This window comes from Oleiphilus sp. HI0043 (assembly GCF_001634935.1).
Map to the genome: position 1 here is coordinate 1 of NZ_LWEY01001422.1, position 18,988 is coordinate 18,988.

An 18,988-nucleotide genomic window follows, 5' to 3' on the forward strand; every position below is an offset into this window, starting at 1 on the left:
TTCGTGCGCTATTAATAGATAAAGACAAAACACCTAAGTGGGAATACGCGCACTATACCCATATCCCAAGTTCCGTTATTGAGTCTTTATTTAGTAGGCCTTGGGATAAAAACCCTTTAGATGGGCTACTGGCTTAAGCAAAGCTTCTTATAAATAACAAAGGGGGCTATTCTGCCCCTTCCAAGATTGGGAAAATAATAATGACAACGATCGCGTTTATAGGTCTAGGGAACATGGGACGTCCCATGGCAAAAAATCTTGTAAAAGCGGGTTACAACCTGCGGGTATATGATTTAGCCAAGACTCCACTAGAAGAGATGAAGCAACTCGGTGCGCATGTCGCAAGCTCGGCATCACAAGCGTGCAAAGACGCTACTATCCTTATATCCATGCTGCCTGCAGGTAGGCATGTGTTAGGGCTTTATCTTGAAGGCGAAAAACTATTATCAATCATTGATAAAGAAACCTTAGTGATTGATTGCTCAACGATCGAAGCGGAGTCTGCTATTAGCGTACATAACGCAGCAAAAGATAAAGGTATTTCAATGCTTGATGCTCCTGTTTCAGGTGGCGTCGCAGCCGCCGCCGCAGGAACACTGACATTTATGTGTGGAGGTTCAGAAACCAATTTTGATAAAGCAAAACCTGTTCTTAGCGCCATGGGGAGCAATATATTTTTGGCAGGGACTGACGGAGCCGGGCAAGTCGCTAAAATGTGTAATAACATGCTCCTTGCTATTCATATGATTGGCACAAGTGAAGCATTGAAATTAGGTGAAAATAACGGTTTGGATGCTAAAGTACTTTCTGAAATAATGCTCGCAAGCTCAGGAAAGAACTGGAGTTTAGAAAAGTATAACCCTTATCCTGGCGTCATGGAGACCAGCCCTGCATCGAATAACTATCAGCCTGGTTTTATGGTCGACCTAATGACAAAAGATCTTGGTTTGGCGGCCTTAAACGCACAAAGTACTGGAAGTAACACGCCACTCGGTAATGCAGCCTATGAAATGTATCAAAAAAAACAAGCTTCAGGCGATGGATTAAAAGACTTCTCGAGTATTATTGAGCTTCTTTCTTAAGTAAGTACAAAAAAATTAGCTTACTACTGTTGTAAGCCCTTTCCCTTAGATAAACTCTTATGCCTGCGCGCCTATTTCTTTTATAGGAATAGGTTAATTTATCGTTTCTTCATTAAGGCTTTAACCGTGCTTTCTACGCCTCAATATAAGACTATTTTAATCATAGCGTTTTTACACTTTTTTACTGGTAAGGCGCTTGCTGCCGAAATTATTACCGAGTCACATGGCTTTGCTTTGTACGGCGACCTTAAATACCCGCAGGACTTTTCTCATTTTGACCATGTCAATCCTAACGCCGCCAAAGGTGGGAACCTGCGTCTAATGGGTTTCGGTTCTTTTGATTCTCTAAACCCTTACATTTTAAAAGGAACCAGCCCCTTCAATTCTCCGGGAATGTTTATGTATGGGTTTACAGAGCTAAATGAAACTTTATTAGCAGGAACCGGAAGCTACTCACCATCAGGCGATGAACCACAAAGTGCCTATGCCCTGTTGGCCGCTAAAATCCGTTACCCCCAGAATTATGCTTGGGTCGAGTTTGATATCCAGCCAGAAGCACACTTCCATGACGGGCACCCGGTCGACGCTGAAGATGTTGTGTTTTCATATACTACCCTTACAGAAATCGGGCACCCGCGTTTCAAACAAAGCCTTCGCGCCGTTACCAAAGTCAAAGCGATTGACGCCGATACAGTGCGCGTTGAGTTCGATCAGGCCGACCAAGCTGCAAATATCTTACGATTTGGTGAAATGCCGATATTACCCGCGCACTTCTGGGTGGATAAAGATTTCGAACGCAGCTCCCAAACCATTCCACTGTTAAGCGGGCCTTATAGAGTCGGTGACGTAAAGGTTGGCCAGTCAATCAAGTTAGAGCGTGTAAAAGACGCTTGGTTTACTAAGTTGCCTAAGGGTGAATTAAATATCTATAAAGGTAGATATAATTTCGATACCGTAGTGATAGATTTTTACCGCGATCAGTCAGTGGCATTTGAGGGCTTTAAGTCTGATAGCTTTGATCTGTTTTTCGACTATACCGCAAAAAACTGGGCTAAGGCCTACGACTTCCCTGCCTTGAATGAAGGTAAGGTCATTAAAGCGGAAATTAAACATGATATTCCCAGCACCACTCAGGCTTTTTTCTTTAACAACCGCCGTAAGATATTTTCCGATCCAAAAGTCAGAGAAGCACTGAGCTTAATGTTTGACTTTGAGTGGACGAACAAAGCCCTTTTTAATGGCGCTTATAAGCGAAACCAAAGCTACTACCCTAATTCAGCATTCAAAGCTACTGGCCTCCCTAGTGAAGAGGAGCTTGAACTACTATTGCCTCATAAGAAAAATTTGCCTGTTTCCCTATTTGAGTCTGCCTTTTCCCTACCCAAAACTAAAGGCAATGGAAATATTCGTACAGTACAACGCAGAGCACTCAATCTTTTAAAACAAGCTGGCTGGATTTTAAAGGATGGTGAATTAAGGCATGCAAACAGCGGAAAAGTATTTAGCTTCGAAATACTCATTCGTCAGGCTGGAATCCAGCGCGTTATTCTACCTTTTGTGAAGAACTTACAAAAAATCGGTATTACTGCAGAGCCACGGCTAATCGATACAGCTCAATACAAAGTACGGTTAGATCAATTTGATTACGATATGACGACTGTTTCTTTGTCTCAGGGTCAGGCCCCCAGTTACGAGCAACGAGACTACTTTCATTCCGATACGGTTAATATCGAGGGCAGCCAAAATTATGCGGGTATCAATGACCCTGTCGTTGACGACCTGCTTGGCCATGTATTGCGAGCCAGGACCCGCGCAGAACTGATAGTCGCAATGAATGCGCTAGACCGAGTACTCTTATGGAGACACTATAGCATTCCAAACTGGCACCTAAACTACCACCGTCTTGCCTATTGGGATCGATTTGCTCGTCCAAGCACTCAGCCGCCCTATAAGCTTGGTGTTGAGAACTGGTGGCGTAAAACAAGCAATGATTAGGGTTTCCCATTTCCTGTAACATTCCTGTCATAAAAACTTAATATCCTGTATTGGTCGTATCACACACAAAACGGGAATCAAGCAATGATCGCACAGAAACTACGTATACTTGGCTTATCAACGGTTATGGCTCTTGGTGTAGCTGCGTGCGCAAGCACGGATACAAAAGAAGCTACTTCAGCGTCTGAAACAATGCAAACGCAAACAAAGATGTCAGTAAAGGTACCGGCATTATATGAAGTACACCACGATGGCCGTATTTACTTTTTCTATGATAAAGCCTTATACCAATCTTTCCTTAAGACTGGGCATACTGCTTACATGGTTGCACGCATCGGTGCAGGCCCTAAAGGCGAAACCCTAAAGTTTGCTTTGACAGGCGAAGATAAGAAGAAGCGTTCAGGTATTCCAAGTATTGATCTGATTGAAGGCACTGTAGCGCCAGCCCAGCCATTCTATGGTGAAATGCGCATGGAAGGCCGAATCTACGTCTTCAGCACACTAGAAGATATGAATAGCGTTCGAAAAGTAGGCGAAGCACCTTATCGTTTCACAGAAATCGGTTCAGGACCAAAAGGCGAGACTGTTGTCTATGTGCTAAACAAGACAAACAAAAAGCACAAGCCGCTTGAATTGATTACAGAGTTCAAGAAGCAAAATAACATGTAGTTGATAGAACTGATTGCCTTATTTAAGCAATGAGGCAATCATTTATATGCAGTATTCATTTATTCCCTTATCGTGCTAGTAAGCAACGATCAACTGTAAAAATCGCTACTTATCTAACAGCCTGCCATCGTCACTTATAAGTCAGTGAGAGGAAGATTAAATAATCAATTCGTTCGACAAACGCATTATCCGCTATTAAAAAATAGCTATCCAGGTTGTTAAATATGGACACCCAGACTATATTTATCTTATGTCTAAGTGCCTGCCATCAAATTCAGTACTGTTACTTCTCACCACTCTCTTTTTATTGGGTTTATGTAGTGCATCTCACGCTACTTTTGAAGTTGGAACAACTTCCAGTTCACATACCCCTATTGGGCAAGGCATCCAGTACATAGAAGCACCTAACGCTGAGCAGACTATCGAATCAATATTGAGTAACGAACCCCGATGGCAAACCAGTACCCAGCAAATATTTAACCGGGGGTATAGTAATTCAGACTGGTGGCTTAAATTTGACGTAATAAATATTGGAAGCGACAGCCAGTTTTACCTAGAATTTGATTACCCTGTTCTCGATTATCTAGATGTCTATCTAGTTGCAAAAAATCAAATAATCGAAAAACACTTTATGGGAGACAAACTTAGTTTTTCGGAGCGCCCACTTAAGCACCGCTTATTTATACTCCCCCTTGACCTGCCTTCGTCACAAAACATAAGGGTTTACGTTAGAGCCAAATCCTCAAGTTCACTGCAAGTCCCCATTAAGTTATGGCGCCCTGAAGCTCACCGACAAGCAGATAGCGCAACCAATCTCGTTCATGGCGTGTATATGGGAGGCATACTAGTAATCGCCATCTACAACCTCTTGGTATATCTGACCCTTCGAGACAAAGTGTATCTAATTTATGTCAGCTATATTTGTAGCATGTTAATGTTCTTGGCCAGTTTGAACGGTTGGTCTTTTCAATATTTGTGGCCGGAAAGCACTTCCTGGAACGATACGTCCACGGTCATATTCCTGAATGGCGTTCTACTTTTCGCAGTACTTTTTGCTAAGTACTTCCTAAAACTTAGCGAACTAAAAAACCAGCTGTCCCTACAGGCAAATGTTTTGTCGGCTATTTGTTTGGCAGCTATGCTCTGTTACCTATGGTTTCCCTACAATTATTCAATTGTTTTTCTTATACCCTATGCTGCCTTTAGCTGCTTATGGGCACTGTCAGTTGGCGTATATGCTTGGTACGTGGGTCAAAAGTCCGCTGGTTTGTATGTCATATCCTGGACAGGGCTGTTAGTCGGTGGAATTTTATTAGCACTCAGTAAGTTCCAAATCATTCCCAGAAACATTATCACTGACCAATCAGTTCAGCTCGGTTCTTTGCTAGAAGCAATGTTACTTTCTTTTGCTCTTGCTCAGCGAATCAATCATGAACGCTCTGGAAGGATTGAAGCTCAGGAGCACGCTTTAGCAGTTCAAAAACAAGCGAACGATGAATTAGAAGAAAATGTCGCAGCACGAACCAAGGAGCTGGAAATAGCGAATCAACGCCTAAAAGAGCTTAGCGACACTGACCAACTAACCGGCATTAAGAATCGCCGTTATCTTGATCAATATGTTGATCAGGAGATCATCCGAGCAAGACGATACCAGCACCCCGTTTCAATACTACTCATTGATATCGATCATTTTAAAGCTGTAAACGACAACTTTGGCCATTTGGTTGGTGATATTTGTATACAGGCCGTTGCTACTGAGCTCTCAACACAATTGCGCTTTCCTACCGACCTAGCCGCTCGATATGGCGGAGAAGAGTTTTGCATCGTGTTACCTCAAACGGGGCTAGAGGGAGGAATCGTTGTCGCTGAGCGAATTCGAAAACGTATCGATCAGCATGTCATTGAAGCTGAGGGTTTTGATCAAGCTGTCACCGTAAGTATCGGTGTTTATTCTACGATACCTGAAAAAACAGATACAGCTAAGCATCTCTTGGAAAATGCAGATAATGCGCTTTATTCTGCAAAACGAAATGGCCGAAACCGTGTGGAAAGCTATCAAACGAAGCATCAGCAATAATAAAGATTAGTTATTACAGATATGTACTTAGGAGAGTAGGAACTATAACCCGCCCCTTTCGCCATGTCGTCTAAAAACGTGCCTGGGCTTTTACTTTGCGATGAGCTCAATCAGGTAAAAATAGCCTAAACATCATTCTAAATATTGGGGTCATAAATATTGGGGTCAGAGTAACATTCACTCATATCCATGTCCGCAATGTCGTGACTGCTAGTATAAACTTGGGCTTATGTCAGAGGCAGGAAGGTGAAGATAGCAGGCTTCGAGAAAGGTAGCACTCTGTGTTCTTTTCGTTAGTCCACCACATGCAGGTTTGGCTGAATAATCTCTATCTTGATAGGGTGCGCCGCGCGCACCGGCGAAGATTGTGCCCTTCGCTGCCAGAAGGTTCCACCATCAGTATGACTCTGCTCCGTGCTAGCCCGCTTGCGAGCCGTGGAAGGCTCTGCTTACTGGTTAGGGGGTTACCTCAATTTATGTTTGTTTGAGCCACAGGGTTCAGCGGTGCGCATGGCGCACCCTATTAGAGTTGTCTGAGTATTAAATGCGGACATTCATGCCTAAGCAACCCTGTCACGCTGGGCCTAAACGCTATTTTAAAACTATAGGCCGAGTTCGGACCATTAAAATGAAGGCGAAGGAAAATCATCCTCGGGTTCGTCCTTCTTAATTTCTTCAAGGCTTAATTCCAAAGCGCTGGACGTGACCATGGTGTCTTTAGACGGTTCACTTGAATCCCCTTCTCCACCATTCGAGTCATTTAGCTTGATCTTCAAGCGAAGGTTATTAGCAGAGTCAGCGTTCTTAATAGCTTCTTCAAGAGATATTTTGCCTGCTTTGTGTAGATTGAATAAAGCGGTATCGAATGTTTGCATCCCTAAACCTTGGGATTTTTCCATAATTTCCTTTATGCCTTCAATCTCTCCACGCAAGATTAATTCGCTGATAGTTGGCGTTCCTAAGAGAATCTCAATGGCCGCCGCACGCTTTCCATCTACTGTTGGTATTAGACGTTGAGAAATAAATGCACGCATATTCAGTGCTAAATCATTGAGTAGCTGAATACGTCGGTCTTCAGGGAAGAAGTTGATAATTCGGTCGAGCGCCTGGTTTGCGTTGTTAGCGTGGAGCGTAGAAATACAGAGATGGCCAGTTTCAGCAAAGGCTAGCGCGTGCTCCATCGTCTCTCTGTCCCTGATCTCACCAATTAGAATAACATCCGGCGCCTGACGCAGAGTATTCTTAAGCGCGGCTCTATAGCTTCGGGTATCAACCCCGACTTCACGTTGGTTTATTACACTCTTCTTATGTTTATGGACGAACTCTACAGGGTCCTCGATAGTGATAATGTGACCACCTGCGTTCGAGTTACGGTGATCTATGAGTGCTGCGAGAGAGGTAGATTTGCCCGAACCTGTACCACCAACAAATAACACTAGGCCACGTTTAGCCATTACGACCTCTTTTAATACTTGCGGTAAACCCAGGTCATCAGCCTTTGGAATCTCTGTGACGATATTACGTGCAACGATTGAAATCTCGTTTCGCTGTTTGAATATATTGATACGGAAGCGACCAACACCGGAAATTGTATAGGCTAGGTTCATTTCTAGCTCTTGCTCAAATTCCTTTGTTTGTTCGCTATCCATCACGCTATATGCAATATCTTGTATTACCCCAGGCTGTAAAGGCTCTTGCTCTAGCGGTTTTAACTTTCCGTGAAACTTTGCGCAAGGCGGCGCGCCGGTACTTAAATACAAATCAGAACCGTCATTACGTGCTAGCACAGTTAAGTATTTTTCAAATTTCATCGAGAATATCCTATTCGTCAGATCAAGAGAGTAAAGAAATCTAGACAATAAGAAATAGACTATATGTGTGGGTTTCGCCAGCTTGAAATGATTTGATGGATACTTGAGCGGTAAAAACGTGAAGTATGAGAGGTAGTACAAGAAGGGAGGAAGAATTGAGCCATATTGTTTATGTAAAACTGAAAATATGGCTCAATCAGAGCTAACTACTGTTCTAACAAGATGCGTAACATTCTTCTTAGAGGTTCAGCAGCACCCCATAGTAGCTGATCACCTACAGTAAACGCTGAAATATACTCCGGCCCCATTGTAAGCTTACGAATACGACCAACAGGAATGCTTAGCGTACCAGTTACTTCAGTAGGTGTAAGCTCATTAATCGTTTGCTCACGATCATTCGGAATAACCTTAACCCAGTCGTTCGCCTTCGCTAATTTTTGCTCAATCTCTTCCACTGAAATATCTTTCTTCAGCTTGATCGTTAAGGCCTGGCTATGACAACGCATTGCGCCAATACGCACGCACAGGCCGTCAATAGGGATCGGTGTGTCTTCAATGCCTAGTATTTTGTTTGTCTCGGCGCCAGCTTTCCACTCCTCCCTGCTTTGCCCTGAAGGTAGCTGGGTATCGATCCAAGGAATCAGGCTACCCGCAAGCGGCACACCGAATTGGTCTTTTGGAAACTCATCAGAACGCAGCCTTTCAGCGACCGCTTTGTCGATATCAAGGATTGCGCTTGCAGGGTCTGATAGTGGATTAATTACAGTATTATGAATATCACCCATCTGCGAGATTAGTTCACGCATATGCTTGGCACCAGAACCTGAAGCTGCTTGATAAGTCATGGGTGAAACCCACTCAATCAAGTCTTCAGCAAACAAACCACCTAGCGCAATCAGCATTAAGCTGACCGTACAGTTTCCGCCAACGTAGTTCTTAACGCCTGATGCCAGGCCTTTATCGATCACGTCACGGTTAACAGGATCGAGCACGATAATCGCTTGATCATCCATACGAAGCGCAGAAGCTGCGTCAATCCAGTAGCCGTCCCAGCCTGAGTCTCTCAGTGGCTGAAATACCTCTTTGGTATAATCACCACCCTGACAAGTAATGATGACATCCATTGCTGATAATTCAGCAATGTCGGTTGCGCTCTTAAGCTTTTTCTCACTTTGACCAACATCTGGCGCATCTTGGCCAGCCTGTGAGGTTGTGAAGAAAATAGGCTCAACCAATGAGAAGTCGTTTTCTTCTTTCATGCGCTGCATTAGCACGGAGCCTACCATGCCTCGCCAACCAACAAGTCCTAATTTTTTCATCTTGAAAACTCTTTTAAATAATCCAATAAGTCTGTTTTATCGCTCAAAATCTACAAATAACCAAGGTGCTTCAGCTTTTCTTTTCTCTTCATAAGCCTTGATTGCTTCGACGTTTTCTAGCGTTACGCCAATATCATCCAAACCGTTTAACAAACAGTGCTTACGGAAGTCATCGACTTCGAAGCTGTATACTTTACCACTCGGTGAAGTCACGGTTTGTTGCTCTAAATCAATACTTAGTTCATAACCTTCGTTTGCGAATAATTCGTTGAAGATTACGTCAACATCTTCTTCACTCAGAACGATCGGTAAAATACCGTTCTTGAAGCAGTTGTTGAAGAAAATATCCGCAAAGCTCGGCGCGATAACAGCACGAAAGCCATAATCATCAAGCGCCCAAGGCGCATGTTCACGAGATGAACCACAACCAAAGTTTTGACGTGCAATAAGAATATTTGACCCCTGATAGCGCGCCTGGTTAAGCGAAAAGTCCATATTCAATGGGCGCTTTGAACAGTCTTGCCCAGGATAGCCTTCATCCAAATAGCGCAACTCATCAAATAAGTTAATACCAAAGCCCGTGCGCTTGATCGACTTAAGGAACTGCTTTGGCATAATCATATCGGTATCGACATTGGCACGATCAATCGGAGCAACGATACCTTTAACTTGTGTAAACTTTTTCATCGCTTTTACCCCTTAATAAATTCACGTACATCAACAAAGTGACCGGCTATGGCAGCCGCAGCGGCCATGGCAGGGCTAACCAAATGCGTACGACCACCAAAGCCTTGGCGACCTTCGAAATTACGGTTTGAAGTTGAAGCGCAATGCTCGCCTTCACCCAACTTGTCTGCATTCATTGCCAAGCACATTGAGCAACCCGGTTCACGCCATTCAAAACCGGCTTCTAAGAAAATCTTATCCAGCCCTTCTTGCTCAGCTTGCTCCTTGACCAAGCCAGAGCCTGGAACAATCAGCGCCTGCGTTAAAGAGTCTGCAACCTTGCGCCCCTTGACCACTTCTGCTGCCGCTCTAATATCTTCAATTCTTGAGTTAGTACAAGAACCAATAAATACTCTGTCCAGCTTAATGTCAGTAATAGGCATATCTGCTTCCAAGCCCATGTACTTAAGCGCTTTCTCGATGCCCTCTTTCTCAACTGCATCACTAGCGTTGTCAGGGTTAGGCACATTGTTATCTACCGGAAGCACCATTTCAGGAGAGGTTCCCCAGGTAACTTGAGGTTTGATTTCAGAGCCCTCTAGCTCGACAACCTGATCAAAGACAGCATCGTCATCACTGTGCAAGTCTTTCCAGTTTTCGACTGCGGCGTCCCACATCTCGCCTTTTGGCGCGAATGAACGGCCTTTGACATATTCTATGGTGGTTTGATCTACTGCGATCACACCTACTCGTGCACCGGCCTCAATAGCCATGTTGCAAACGGTCATACGACCTTCCATAGATAGCTCTTCAATTGCTTTACCTGCAAATTCGATTGCACAACCTGTTCCGCCAGCCGTACCAATTTTGCCAATAATAGCCAAAACGATATCTTTACCTGTGATACCTTCGCCAACTGAACCGTTCACACGTACAAGCATGTTCTTCATCTTCTTCTGAACAAGGGTCTGGGAGGCCATAACATGCTCAACTTCAGAGGTGCCAATACCGTGAGCCAAGGCACCGAATGCGCCATGGGTAGAGGTATGGGAATCACCACAAACAACCGTCATGCCCGGCAAGGTAGCGCCCTGCTCTGGGCCTATTACGTGCACAATGCCCTGGCGCTTGTCTAACATTTTGAATTCAAGCACGTCGAAAGCTTCGCAGTTGTCATCCAAGGTTTGTACCTGGATACGTGAAACTTCATCGGTAATAGATTCAATTCCGCCAGTTCTGTCAGTTGTCGGGACGTTATGATCAGGTGTCGCGATATTAGCATCAGTTCGCCATAAAGGACGACCAGCCAGACGTAAGCCTTCAAAAGCCTGCGGTGACGTTACTTCGTGCAGAAGTTGTCTATCGATATAGATTAGTGAAGAACCATCTTCACGCTGCTTAACCAAGTGGGAATCCCACAATTTGTCATATAGCGTTCTACCAGCCATAACGTACTCCAGTGTTGCTTAAGGCCTAAAATTTGATGCCTGATACTTGATATCAAGCGTGCACTAATAATATTATCCCAGATCAAATAAAACAAATTCATATTTGTTATATTATTGATTCCAATTTGGAATACCTGTTAAGGAAAGGTACAAAATGGATATAGATTCTTTATTAGCATTTGTGACAGTTTACAAAGAGCGCTCATTTTCAAAAGCAGCCGAACGTCTATCAATTACTCAGCCCGCCATCACAAAGAGAATTCAGGGACTAGAACGTCAACTTTCGTGCAAACTCATTGAGCGTTTGCAGCGCGACCTCCTGTTAACCGAGGCTGGCGAAGCGCTGTATCCACACGCTCTGTCCATCCTGCATGAAATTGATAACGCAAAGCATGCAATCAAGAATTTGTCTCACAATGTAGAGGGTGAACTAAGAATTGTTGCCAGTCATCATATAGGCCTACACCGACTTCCCTTAATCTTAAAGGAATTCAGTAAGCGCTATCCTGAAGTTGACCTTAAGCTTAATTTCCTTGATTCTGAAAGCGCCTATCCGATATTGGGTGATAATCAGGCTGATATTGCTTTTATTACCATCCCGGACCAATTAAGTGATGACTATATATGTCACCTTTCTTGGGACGACCCTATGAGCTTTATTTGTAGCCAACATCATGAGCTTGCCAGCTTAACAAGCGTAACACCCCCTGACCTTGCAAAGCACAACGCAATTCTGCCCTCACGATCCACGCTCACTTACCGCGTCGTCGAAGCTATGTTTCATCAATCGAAATTAATGCTAAACGCGAGCATTCCAACGAACTATCTAGAAACCATGAAGATGATGGCCGGAGTAGGCATGGGTTGGAGCGTGCTGCCAAACACGATGATTGATGAAGAGCTGAAAGTATTACCGATCGATCTTTCGAATAGCTACGGCACCGAATCAGAATTGACCAGAAATCTTGGCGCCGTGAGTTTCAGAAAAAAGAGTATGAGCAACGCTGCAAAAGCCTTTATTGAAGTGGCTGAATCCATTTGGGGACGGCAGGTATCAGTACAAAAAACTTAAATTGGTTAACGTACCGAGGCAATCGCACCGTTAGAGATTCATCATCTCAACAATAACTGTTTTCGCAACAAAACCAAATACCCCCAAACCAAGCGCAAAGAACAGGATAAATGTACCGAATTTACCGGCATTTGAGCGTTTAGCCAAGTCCCAAACAATATATCCCATATAAAGAATTAGCGCAGTGACCAGAACATATAACGAAATAGACTCAAACTGCTCAACACTCATGACTTTACCTCTTAACATTAATACTGTGCGAAACAAAGCGCGCGATTCTACTTGCTCTTAGCTGTTTCGTTCAAGAAAACTAATGTTAATTTAATAAGTTAGAGTATTCAGACTAGATTAGGCTCTGGTTTTATAATACTGGCGGTGAAGCTGCTCAGGTTTTGCACCAAGAAAGTATGCCGCACGTAGCCTCCACATCAATAATACGGTTTTTACTGCCCCTTCTTTTTCCCACTTGCGTGCTGAAGTAATGGCCTGATCTTTTAGGCATAAGGGCGGAGCAGAACGCTTTAAGCGTTTGCTTAACTCTATATCTTCCATTAAAGGCTGATCTGGAAAGCCGCCTACTTTCCGAAAAAGGCAGGCGCTAACAAATATCGCCTGATCTCCAGTAGCTATACCTGTAAGCCGTGAGCGAATATTGATGAACCAAGAGATTACCTTAAATATCGCGGCAGAGTTATCGAGCTGAATATCAAAGCGCCCCCAAACGGGTTCGGATGAGATTGCGCCATGTAGCATGTTAATAGCTTTACTTGGTAATACCGTATCTGCATGCAAAAACAGAAGAAGACGCCCTTGAGCTAACTCTGCACCAGCATTCTGTTGTGCGGAACGCCCACACTTTGAGCGAATTAAATGAGCATCCATATCTAGCTCACTTATAAGTGAAGAAATTATCTCGCCACTACCATCAGTACTACCGCCATCGACCAGCAGCACTTCGCAGCGCTTACTAGTGAGAGTGTTGAGCTTGCGTAATAAACGCTCAATATTTTCAGCTTCATTAAATACGGGAACAATAATACTCAGGTCAATCGAGTGCGCCACCGCAGCTACTCCCCTGTCCTGCAGTGCAACCATAGCAGTGGTCTGCCACAACTATCGTAGAACCTTCTATAGCCTGCCCTAAAATATCGCTTAGATGCATTCTATTTTTATCAGATGCTATCAATCCTCCCTCCAGTCTAAGCATTGGCATATCAAGCATCTGATTGAAATCACAATCAAACACATGGCCCTGCCAGTCAATACTTATCAAGCTGCGACACATTACCGAGGTAAGGTTTTCCTTTGCATACGACTCTTTCAATAGATCCATATAGTTATGAAATTCGCCCTTGGACAAAAGCACGCTCCCAAAGCGAGAAATAGGCATATTCGTTATTGTGAAAAGTTGGTCAAAGAGAATATCGAAATTTTCATAGAGCTCTTTTTTATAATCCTGCTCTAGCTGTTGCTGAGGAGGAGGTAGGAACGGACCACCAGGATTATAAACTAAACTCAAGGTCAAGCCGCTCCCTTCGACTCCATAACCTAGTTTGTTTAGGAGCTTTAAGCTCTTGATGCTATCTTCGAAAACACCTTTCCCTCTTTGTTGGTCGACATTATCTTTCGTGTAACAAGGTAGAGACGCGACAACTTCCACCTCGTTAGCAGCCAGAAACTCAGCAAGGTCTTCATAGCCAGGTTCTTGCAGAATCGTCAAATTGCAGCGATCAATAACATGCACTCCCAGTGACCTTGCTTCTTCGACCAAGTAACGAAAATAAGGGTTCATTTCCGGTGCGCCGCCCGTTAAGTCCAGCTGTGAAATGTCTTTTTCTTTCAACAAAGCCAATACCAAGTCGATATTTGATTTGTTCATTAGCTCTTTACGGGTCGGCCCTGCATTAACATGACAGTGCGTACAACTAAGGTTACATAGGTATCCCAGATTTACCTGTAAAGTTTCTAGCCTATTTCGCTTAAGCGAAGGGAACTGCGTTTCGACCAATAAAGGGCGGCTATCTAACATAAAGATCCTGTTTTTGTATTGATATGATCTCTTAGGACTACAATCCGCGCCATAGGTTCCATATCAATCGTATTAATTCTATAAAAATGCGGGCAAAGGATGCCTAAAAAGCATTACCCCAGCCAAAGCCAGAGTGTGGCCAATTCTACAACAAACATGATTGCAGTGATGCTTTGCCAAAACCGCAGCGGATTTCTTTTTGCAAGTGGTATATGGGCCTTATCCATAAACTCCGAATTAGGATGTTCGAGATCATAAATAAATTCTGACAAGGCATCATATCGAAGTTCTGTAGAAATCTGTAAAGCTTTTTCGATCGCACCATCCATCCATTCGGGAACCATTGGGTTAAACTCTCGAGCTGGCTGATATTTTAGTCGATAAAATTCATTGGTAGACTGACTGGTCTCAAATTTTTCGCCATAAGGCTGTTGTCCCGTCAGCATTTCGTAGAGAACAACAGCAATTGAAAACATGTCGGACTTTAAAGAAGCTTTTCGTCCCAGCTTATACTCTGGCGCACCATAGGTGTCAGTTCCCAGTACTTGCTCACGTTCAAAGGGTGATTCTATTTCAGCAACACCCGCAATAAAGCAGGAACCAAAATCTATAATCGTTACCTTACCCTCGTCATCGACCATTATATTTTCTGGTTTAATATCCTGATGCAAAGTCTCTTTACGATGCATAGCACGAACACCCTTCACTACCTGATGAATTATCGACATAACTCTTTCGATACCGGGCTTTGGATTTGCTTTCATCCACTCAGCTAGCGTTTGGCCCTCAACATAATCACAAACGTAATAAAGGAACTTTTGCCCTCTTTCACTTTCATGAATATTTACTACGTACTTACTGTTAATACGGCCAGCTACCCAGGGTTCCAATACAAATCGCTCTTTGTACGCCAAATCATCATCATAATTCACTGAAGGCGTTTTCATAGCATGTAACTTGTCAGTGTTATGATCTTTTACCAAATATACTTGTGATCGATTACTGGCATGTAGCTCTTTTATCACATGGTAGCCGTCAATAGACATTCCAGGGGAAAGCTCTGGTGGGAAGGGTAAGTCTGAAAGCTTTACGTAGGCATCTTCGGCATTTGGACAAGGCAAAGCATCGACTCTGACAATCTGGCAACTCAAGTTATCATCGGAGCCGTTTTCGAGTGCAATATCAACCAAACTCTCACAAAGCCCGGTAAATTCATCCGACTTGCAATCAACCGCCTTAGCAATGACTTCTTTTATACGTTTATCGTTGATAAAATCATGAATACCGTCGGTACTCAGAAAAAAGATATCACCAGATTCGACATCCTCCGAGTAATAGTCGACATCAAGCATTAAATCCATTCCCATTGCACGAGTAAGATAAGTGGAATCCTTACTTACTCTGGCGGAATGGTCATGCGTGAGCTGCTCAAAGTTATTTCCCCGAAGGCGGTACACTCGGCTATCGCCGATATGAAATATATGCGCGACACGCGACTTGATAACCAAGGTCGACATTGTACTGATATAGCCATGCTCAGCCTGAAGATAACCAACCCCCTGCCCATATAACCAACGATTCAAAGCCGTTAATACTTTTTGAGCTGAGTTTTTAACTGTCCAGGAGTCAGGTGTACTGAAGAAGTCGGAGATAAAGTTCTTAACGCAGGTTTCGCTTGCCTCCTTGCCCGCCTCTGCACTACTGACTCCATCTGCAACAATAGCAACCATTCCCTTTACAGTTAATAGAGGCTCTTTCGGGACGTATATTCCGACAGAATCTTCATTTTGGTGCTTTAAGCCCTTTACTGATATTTGCCCTGCACTTGTACGAAGCCCGCTTTCTAGATGCATCTGATATTTCACTCACTTATTTATTATGGGTATTATTGCGTCAATAAGTAGCAAAATAACACCCCCTTTAGATTAAAATCTTAATTTTCAACGGCATATGTAAAAACGAACGCAATATACTGCCTTAGGATTGAACTCAGCGCATAGTCATGCACCATTATCAACCAAGGCGGAAAACAGCATTTTTTAGCTGCACCACTTTAAAGCACGCGTTTTTTCTCAAACGCTCAAAACCTGGCTATAAAACACGAACTTAAGAATTTTTTTCCTTTTTATTTCAATACCCTATGAAATTATTTCGATACTTGGCATAGCTCATGCTTAATTACAGATAATTGCGTAAACAAGCATTGAGTAACGCTAAAGCTTTTCACTAGTAAATAAGCACAGCGTATGCGCAGATTCTCAGACATACGAGGCCATAGAATGAAGAATAGTAGAGTTGTTGTAGTCGGTAACGGCATGGTGGGTCATCACTTCGTTGACCAAATGATTGCATCCGAAATTGGAGCACACATTACAGTACTAGGCGCCGAAACGCGACCAGCCTACGATCGGGTACATCTCTCTGAAGTGTTCTCTGGCAAAGAGCCAAAAGATCTAGCACTAACAACCCGCGAATTCTACAAAGATAATGGTGTTGATGCGATTTTTGGTGATGCCGTTACAGATATAGACCGTAAAAACAAAATTGTTATCACTGAAAGCGGGCGACGCTTCGATTATGACAAGCTAGTATTGGCAACTGGTTCTTATCCTTTTGTACCACCTATCAAAGGTTCTGAAAGCAAAGAATGCCTAACCTACAGAACAATTGATGACTTGGGTGAAATTAAATCACATGCCCAGACCTCAAAAATTGGTGTAGTTGTAGGTGGTGGTCTGCTTGGTCTTGAGTGTGCAAACGCACTTCAAAATCTAGGGCTTGAAACTCACGTTGTTGAGTTTGCTCCCGGCTTAATGGGTGTTCAGCTAGATGATGGCGGCAGCAAGATGCTTCGCCGTAAGATCGAAGCGCTTGGTGTTCAAGTACATACCCAAAAAGCGACTACGCTTATCGATAACAAAGGTGATAACACAAAACTGCGAATGAACTTCGCAGATGACACGCATCTTGATACTGACATGATCGTATTTTCTGCAGGCATTCGCCCCTATGATCAGTTAGCACGTAAAACCGGGTTAGAAGTTGGTGAGCGTGGCGGTATCGTTGTCGATTACCACTGCCGAACCTCTGACTCGGACATTTTTGCTATAGGTGAATGTGCTCTATATGGCAACATGATCTACGGACTGGTTGCGCCCGGTTATAGAATGGCAGAAGTTGCTGTTCAGCAATTCTCCGACGACGACGAAAAACCTTCGTTTACTGGCTCAGACATGAGCACGAAGCTGAAGCTTCTGGGTGTTGACGTCGGCTCAATTGGCGATGCCCATGGTAAAACGCCCGGCTCAATCGCTTACGTCTACAGTAACGAAAACTCAGAGATCTATAAGCGAATCATCGTATCTGAAGACGGCAATACACTGTTAGGTGCAGTACTAGTTGGCGACTGTTCAGATTACGACACACTTCTTCAATACTACCTGAACGGTATCGAGCTTCCCGAAAACCCTGAAGGAATGATTCTACCGAATGTTGAAGGGGGTGGTCCTGCGCTAGGTGCTTCAGCACTACCAATGGAAGCAACAATCTGTTCATGCCTAAACGTTAGTAAAGGCGACATTATTAACGCTCTTGATTCCGGTTGTTGCAGCGTAGGTGATGTAAAAGGTGAAACCAAAGCAGCTAGCGGTTGTGGCGGTTGCGCAGCACTTCTTAAGGATGTTGTTGATACTGAGCTTGAAGCGCGCGGCGTTACGGTTGATAAAAGCATTTGTGAACACTTCCCTCATACGCGTGAAGAGCTATATCACTTAATTCGTGTCGGTAGTATCATGTCATTTGGCGAACTGGTAGAAAAACACGGTACCGGCCTTGGTTGTGATATTTGTAAGCCTGCGGTAGCAAATATGCTTGCAGCTAGCTGGAATGATTACATTCTAGAAGAGCAACATACAGGCCTGCAGGATACCAACGATACCTTTCTTGCAAACATGCAAAAAGATGGCACCTATTCAGTTGTCCCACGTGTACCAGGTGGTGAGATTACGCCTGAGCAACTGATCGCTATCGGTCAAGTAGGCCAAAAGTACAAACTTTATACAAAGATTACGGGCGGGCAGCGTATAGACTTATTTGGCGCTAAACTTAATGACCTACCCACTATTTGGGGTGAACTAATTGCAGCAGGCCTTGAAACGGGTCACGCCTACGGTAAGTCCTTACGTACCGTTAAGTCGTGCGTCGGATCAACTTGGTGTCGTTACGGAGTTCAGGATAGCGTGGGTCAAGCAATCGATATCGAAAACCGATACAAAGGTTTGCGTACTCCGCACAAGCTAAAAATGGCAGTATCCGGCTGTACTCGTGAGTGTGCAGAAGCGCAAAGTAAAGATGTTGGCATCATTGCAACTGAAAACGGCTGGAACCTCTACCTTTGTGGAAACGGCGGCATGAAGCCACGACATGCTGATCTGTTTGCGACCGATATCAGTACCGAAACGCTAGTTAAATATATTGATCGCTTCTTGATGTTCTACATCAAAACAGCAGACCGCTTACAAAGAACATCTGTATGGATGGACAACCTTGAAGGCGGTATCGAATACCTTCGTGAGGTTATTATTGAAGACAGCCTTGGTATTGCAGCTGAACTTGAAGCTCAGATGCAAAGCGTTGTCGATACTTATCAGTGTGAATGGAAAACTACGGTCGAAGACGAAACAAAACTACGTCGCTTCCGTCAATTTGTTAACTCTGATAAAGAAGATAGTAACGTTGTTTTCGTTGAAGAGCGTGGTCAAGTAAGACCTGCTAGCGAAGACGAAAAATCAAAATTAATCGCTAAGTCAGCTTAATCCAGT

The 18,988-nt window shown here is 43.7% G+C and carries 14 protein-coding genes; 6 read left to right on the forward strand and 8 right to left on the reverse strand.

Annotation, left to right across the window (positions count from 1 at the left end):
- Window positions 1-200: 200 nt before the first annotated feature.
- The 4 genes from mmsB to A3729_RS19735 all read left to right on the forward strand — a co-directional run bounded on the left by mmsB (window position 201) and on the right by A3729_RS19735 (window position 5,823).
- Window positions 201-1,082, forward strand: coding sequence for a 3-hydroxyisobutyrate dehydrogenase (gene mmsB / locus A3729_RS19720; protein ID WP_068510281.1), 882 nt, complete (start codon window positions 201-203; stop codon window positions 1,080-1,082).
- A gap of 126 nt (window positions 1,083-1,208) precedes the next feature.
- Window positions 1,209-3,077 carry an extracellular solute-binding protein gene (locus A3729_RS19725; protein WP_197470110.1) on the forward strand — a complete coding sequence of 623 codons (1,869 nt, stop codon included), beginning with the start codon at window positions 1,209-1,211 and terminating at the stop codon, window positions 3,075-3,077.
- An 84-nt stretch (window positions 3,078-3,161) separates the two neighbouring features.
- Window positions 3,162-3,746 carry a hypothetical protein gene (locus A3729_RS19730; protein WP_068510282.1) on the forward strand — a complete coding sequence of 195 codons (585 nt, stop codon included), beginning with the start codon at window positions 3,162-3,164 and terminating at the stop codon, window positions 3,744-3,746.
- Between the two features lie 250 nt (window positions 3,747-3,996).
- Window positions 3,997-5,823, forward strand: a complete 1,827-nt coding sequence (locus tag A3729_RS19735; protein ID WP_068510284.1) for a diguanylate cyclase — start codon at window positions 3,997-3,999, stop codon at window positions 5,821-5,823.
- Window positions 5,824-6,446: 623 nt separating this feature from the next.
- On the opposite strand, the gene A3729_RS19740 is transcribed toward A3729_RS19735, so the two are convergent.
- The 4 genes from A3729_RS19740 to leuC all read right to left on the reverse strand — a co-directional run bounded on the left by A3729_RS19740 (window position 6,447) and on the right by leuC (window position 11,067).
- Entirely contained in the window at window positions 6,447-7,634 is a 1,188-nt protein-coding gene (locus tag A3729_RS19740) for a PilT/PilU family type 4a pilus ATPase (protein ID WP_068510286.1), read from the reverse strand.
- A 206-nt stretch (window positions 7,635-7,840) separates the two neighbouring features.
- Window positions 7,841-8,953, reverse strand: a complete 1,113-nt coding sequence (gene asd, locus A3729_RS19745; RefSeq protein WP_068510289.1) for an aspartate-semialdehyde dehydrogenase — start codon at window positions 8,951-8,953, stop codon at window positions 7,841-7,843.
- Between the two features lie 36 nt (window positions 8,954-8,989).
- Window positions 8,990-9,640, reverse strand: coding sequence for a 3-isopropylmalate dehydratase small subunit (gene leuD / locus A3729_RS19750; RefSeq protein WP_068510291.1), 651 nt, complete (start codon window positions 9,638-9,640; stop codon window positions 8,990-8,992).
- A gap of 5 nt (window positions 9,641-9,645) precedes the next feature.
- The gene (gene leuC / locus A3729_RS19755) at window positions 9,646-11,067 is read right to left on the reverse strand and encodes a 3-isopropylmalate dehydratase large subunit (protein ID WP_068510293.1); all 1,422 of its coding nucleotides are present in this window, start codon (window positions 11,065-11,067) and stop codon (window positions 9,646-9,648) included.
- A 154-nt stretch (window positions 11,068-11,221) separates the two neighbouring features.
- On the opposite strand from leuC, the gene A3729_RS19760 reads away from it, so the two are divergent.
- Entirely contained in the window at window positions 11,222-12,139 is a 918-nt protein-coding gene (locus A3729_RS19760) for a LysR family transcriptional regulator (protein ID WP_068510294.1), read from the forward strand.
- A 30-nt stretch (window positions 12,140-12,169) separates the two neighbouring features.
- Here A3729_RS19760 and A3729_RS19765 read toward each other — a convergent pair whose 3' ends face one another.
- The 4 genes from A3729_RS19765 to A3729_RS19780 form a co-directional block, all read right to left on the reverse strand.
- Window positions 12,170-12,370 carry a DUF2788 domain-containing protein gene (locus tag A3729_RS19765; RefSeq protein ID WP_068510295.1) on the reverse strand — a complete coding sequence of 67 codons (201 nt, stop codon included), beginning with the start codon at window positions 12,368-12,370 and terminating at the stop codon, window positions 12,170-12,172.
- Window positions 12,371-12,487: 117 nt separating this feature from the next.
- The gene (locus A3729_RS19770) at window positions 12,488-13,201 is read right to left on the reverse strand and encodes a TIGR04283 family arsenosugar biosynthesis glycosyltransferase (RefSeq protein ID WP_231872082.1); all 714 of its coding nucleotides are present in this window, start codon (window positions 13,199-13,201) and stop codon (window positions 12,488-12,490) included.
- Complete coding sequence (gene arsS, locus A3729_RS19775) at window positions 13,185-14,168, reverse strand: arsenosugar biosynthesis radical SAM (seleno)protein ArsS (protein ID WP_068510297.1); 984 nt, start codon at window positions 14,166-14,168, stop codon at window positions 13,185-13,187. Before arsS ends, A3729_RS19770 begins: the two co-directional genes overlap by 17 nt.
- Window positions 14,169-14,281: 113 nt before the next feature.
- Window positions 14,282-16,021, reverse strand: a complete 1,740-nt coding sequence (locus tag A3729_RS19780; RefSeq protein WP_068510299.1) for a bifunctional protein-serine/threonine kinase/phosphatase — start codon at window positions 16,019-16,021, stop codon at window positions 14,282-14,284.
- A gap of 426 nt (window positions 16,022-16,447) precedes the next feature.
- Between A3729_RS19780 and nirB the strand changes: the two genes are divergently transcribed.
- The gene (nirB, locus tag A3729_RS19785) at window positions 16,448-18,982 is read left to right on the forward strand and encodes a nitrite reductase large subunit NirB (protein WP_068510301.1); all 2,535 of its coding nucleotides are present in this window, start codon (window positions 16,448-16,450) and stop codon (window positions 18,980-18,982) included.
- The last annotated feature ends 6 nt before the right edge of the window (window positions 18,983-18,988 follow it).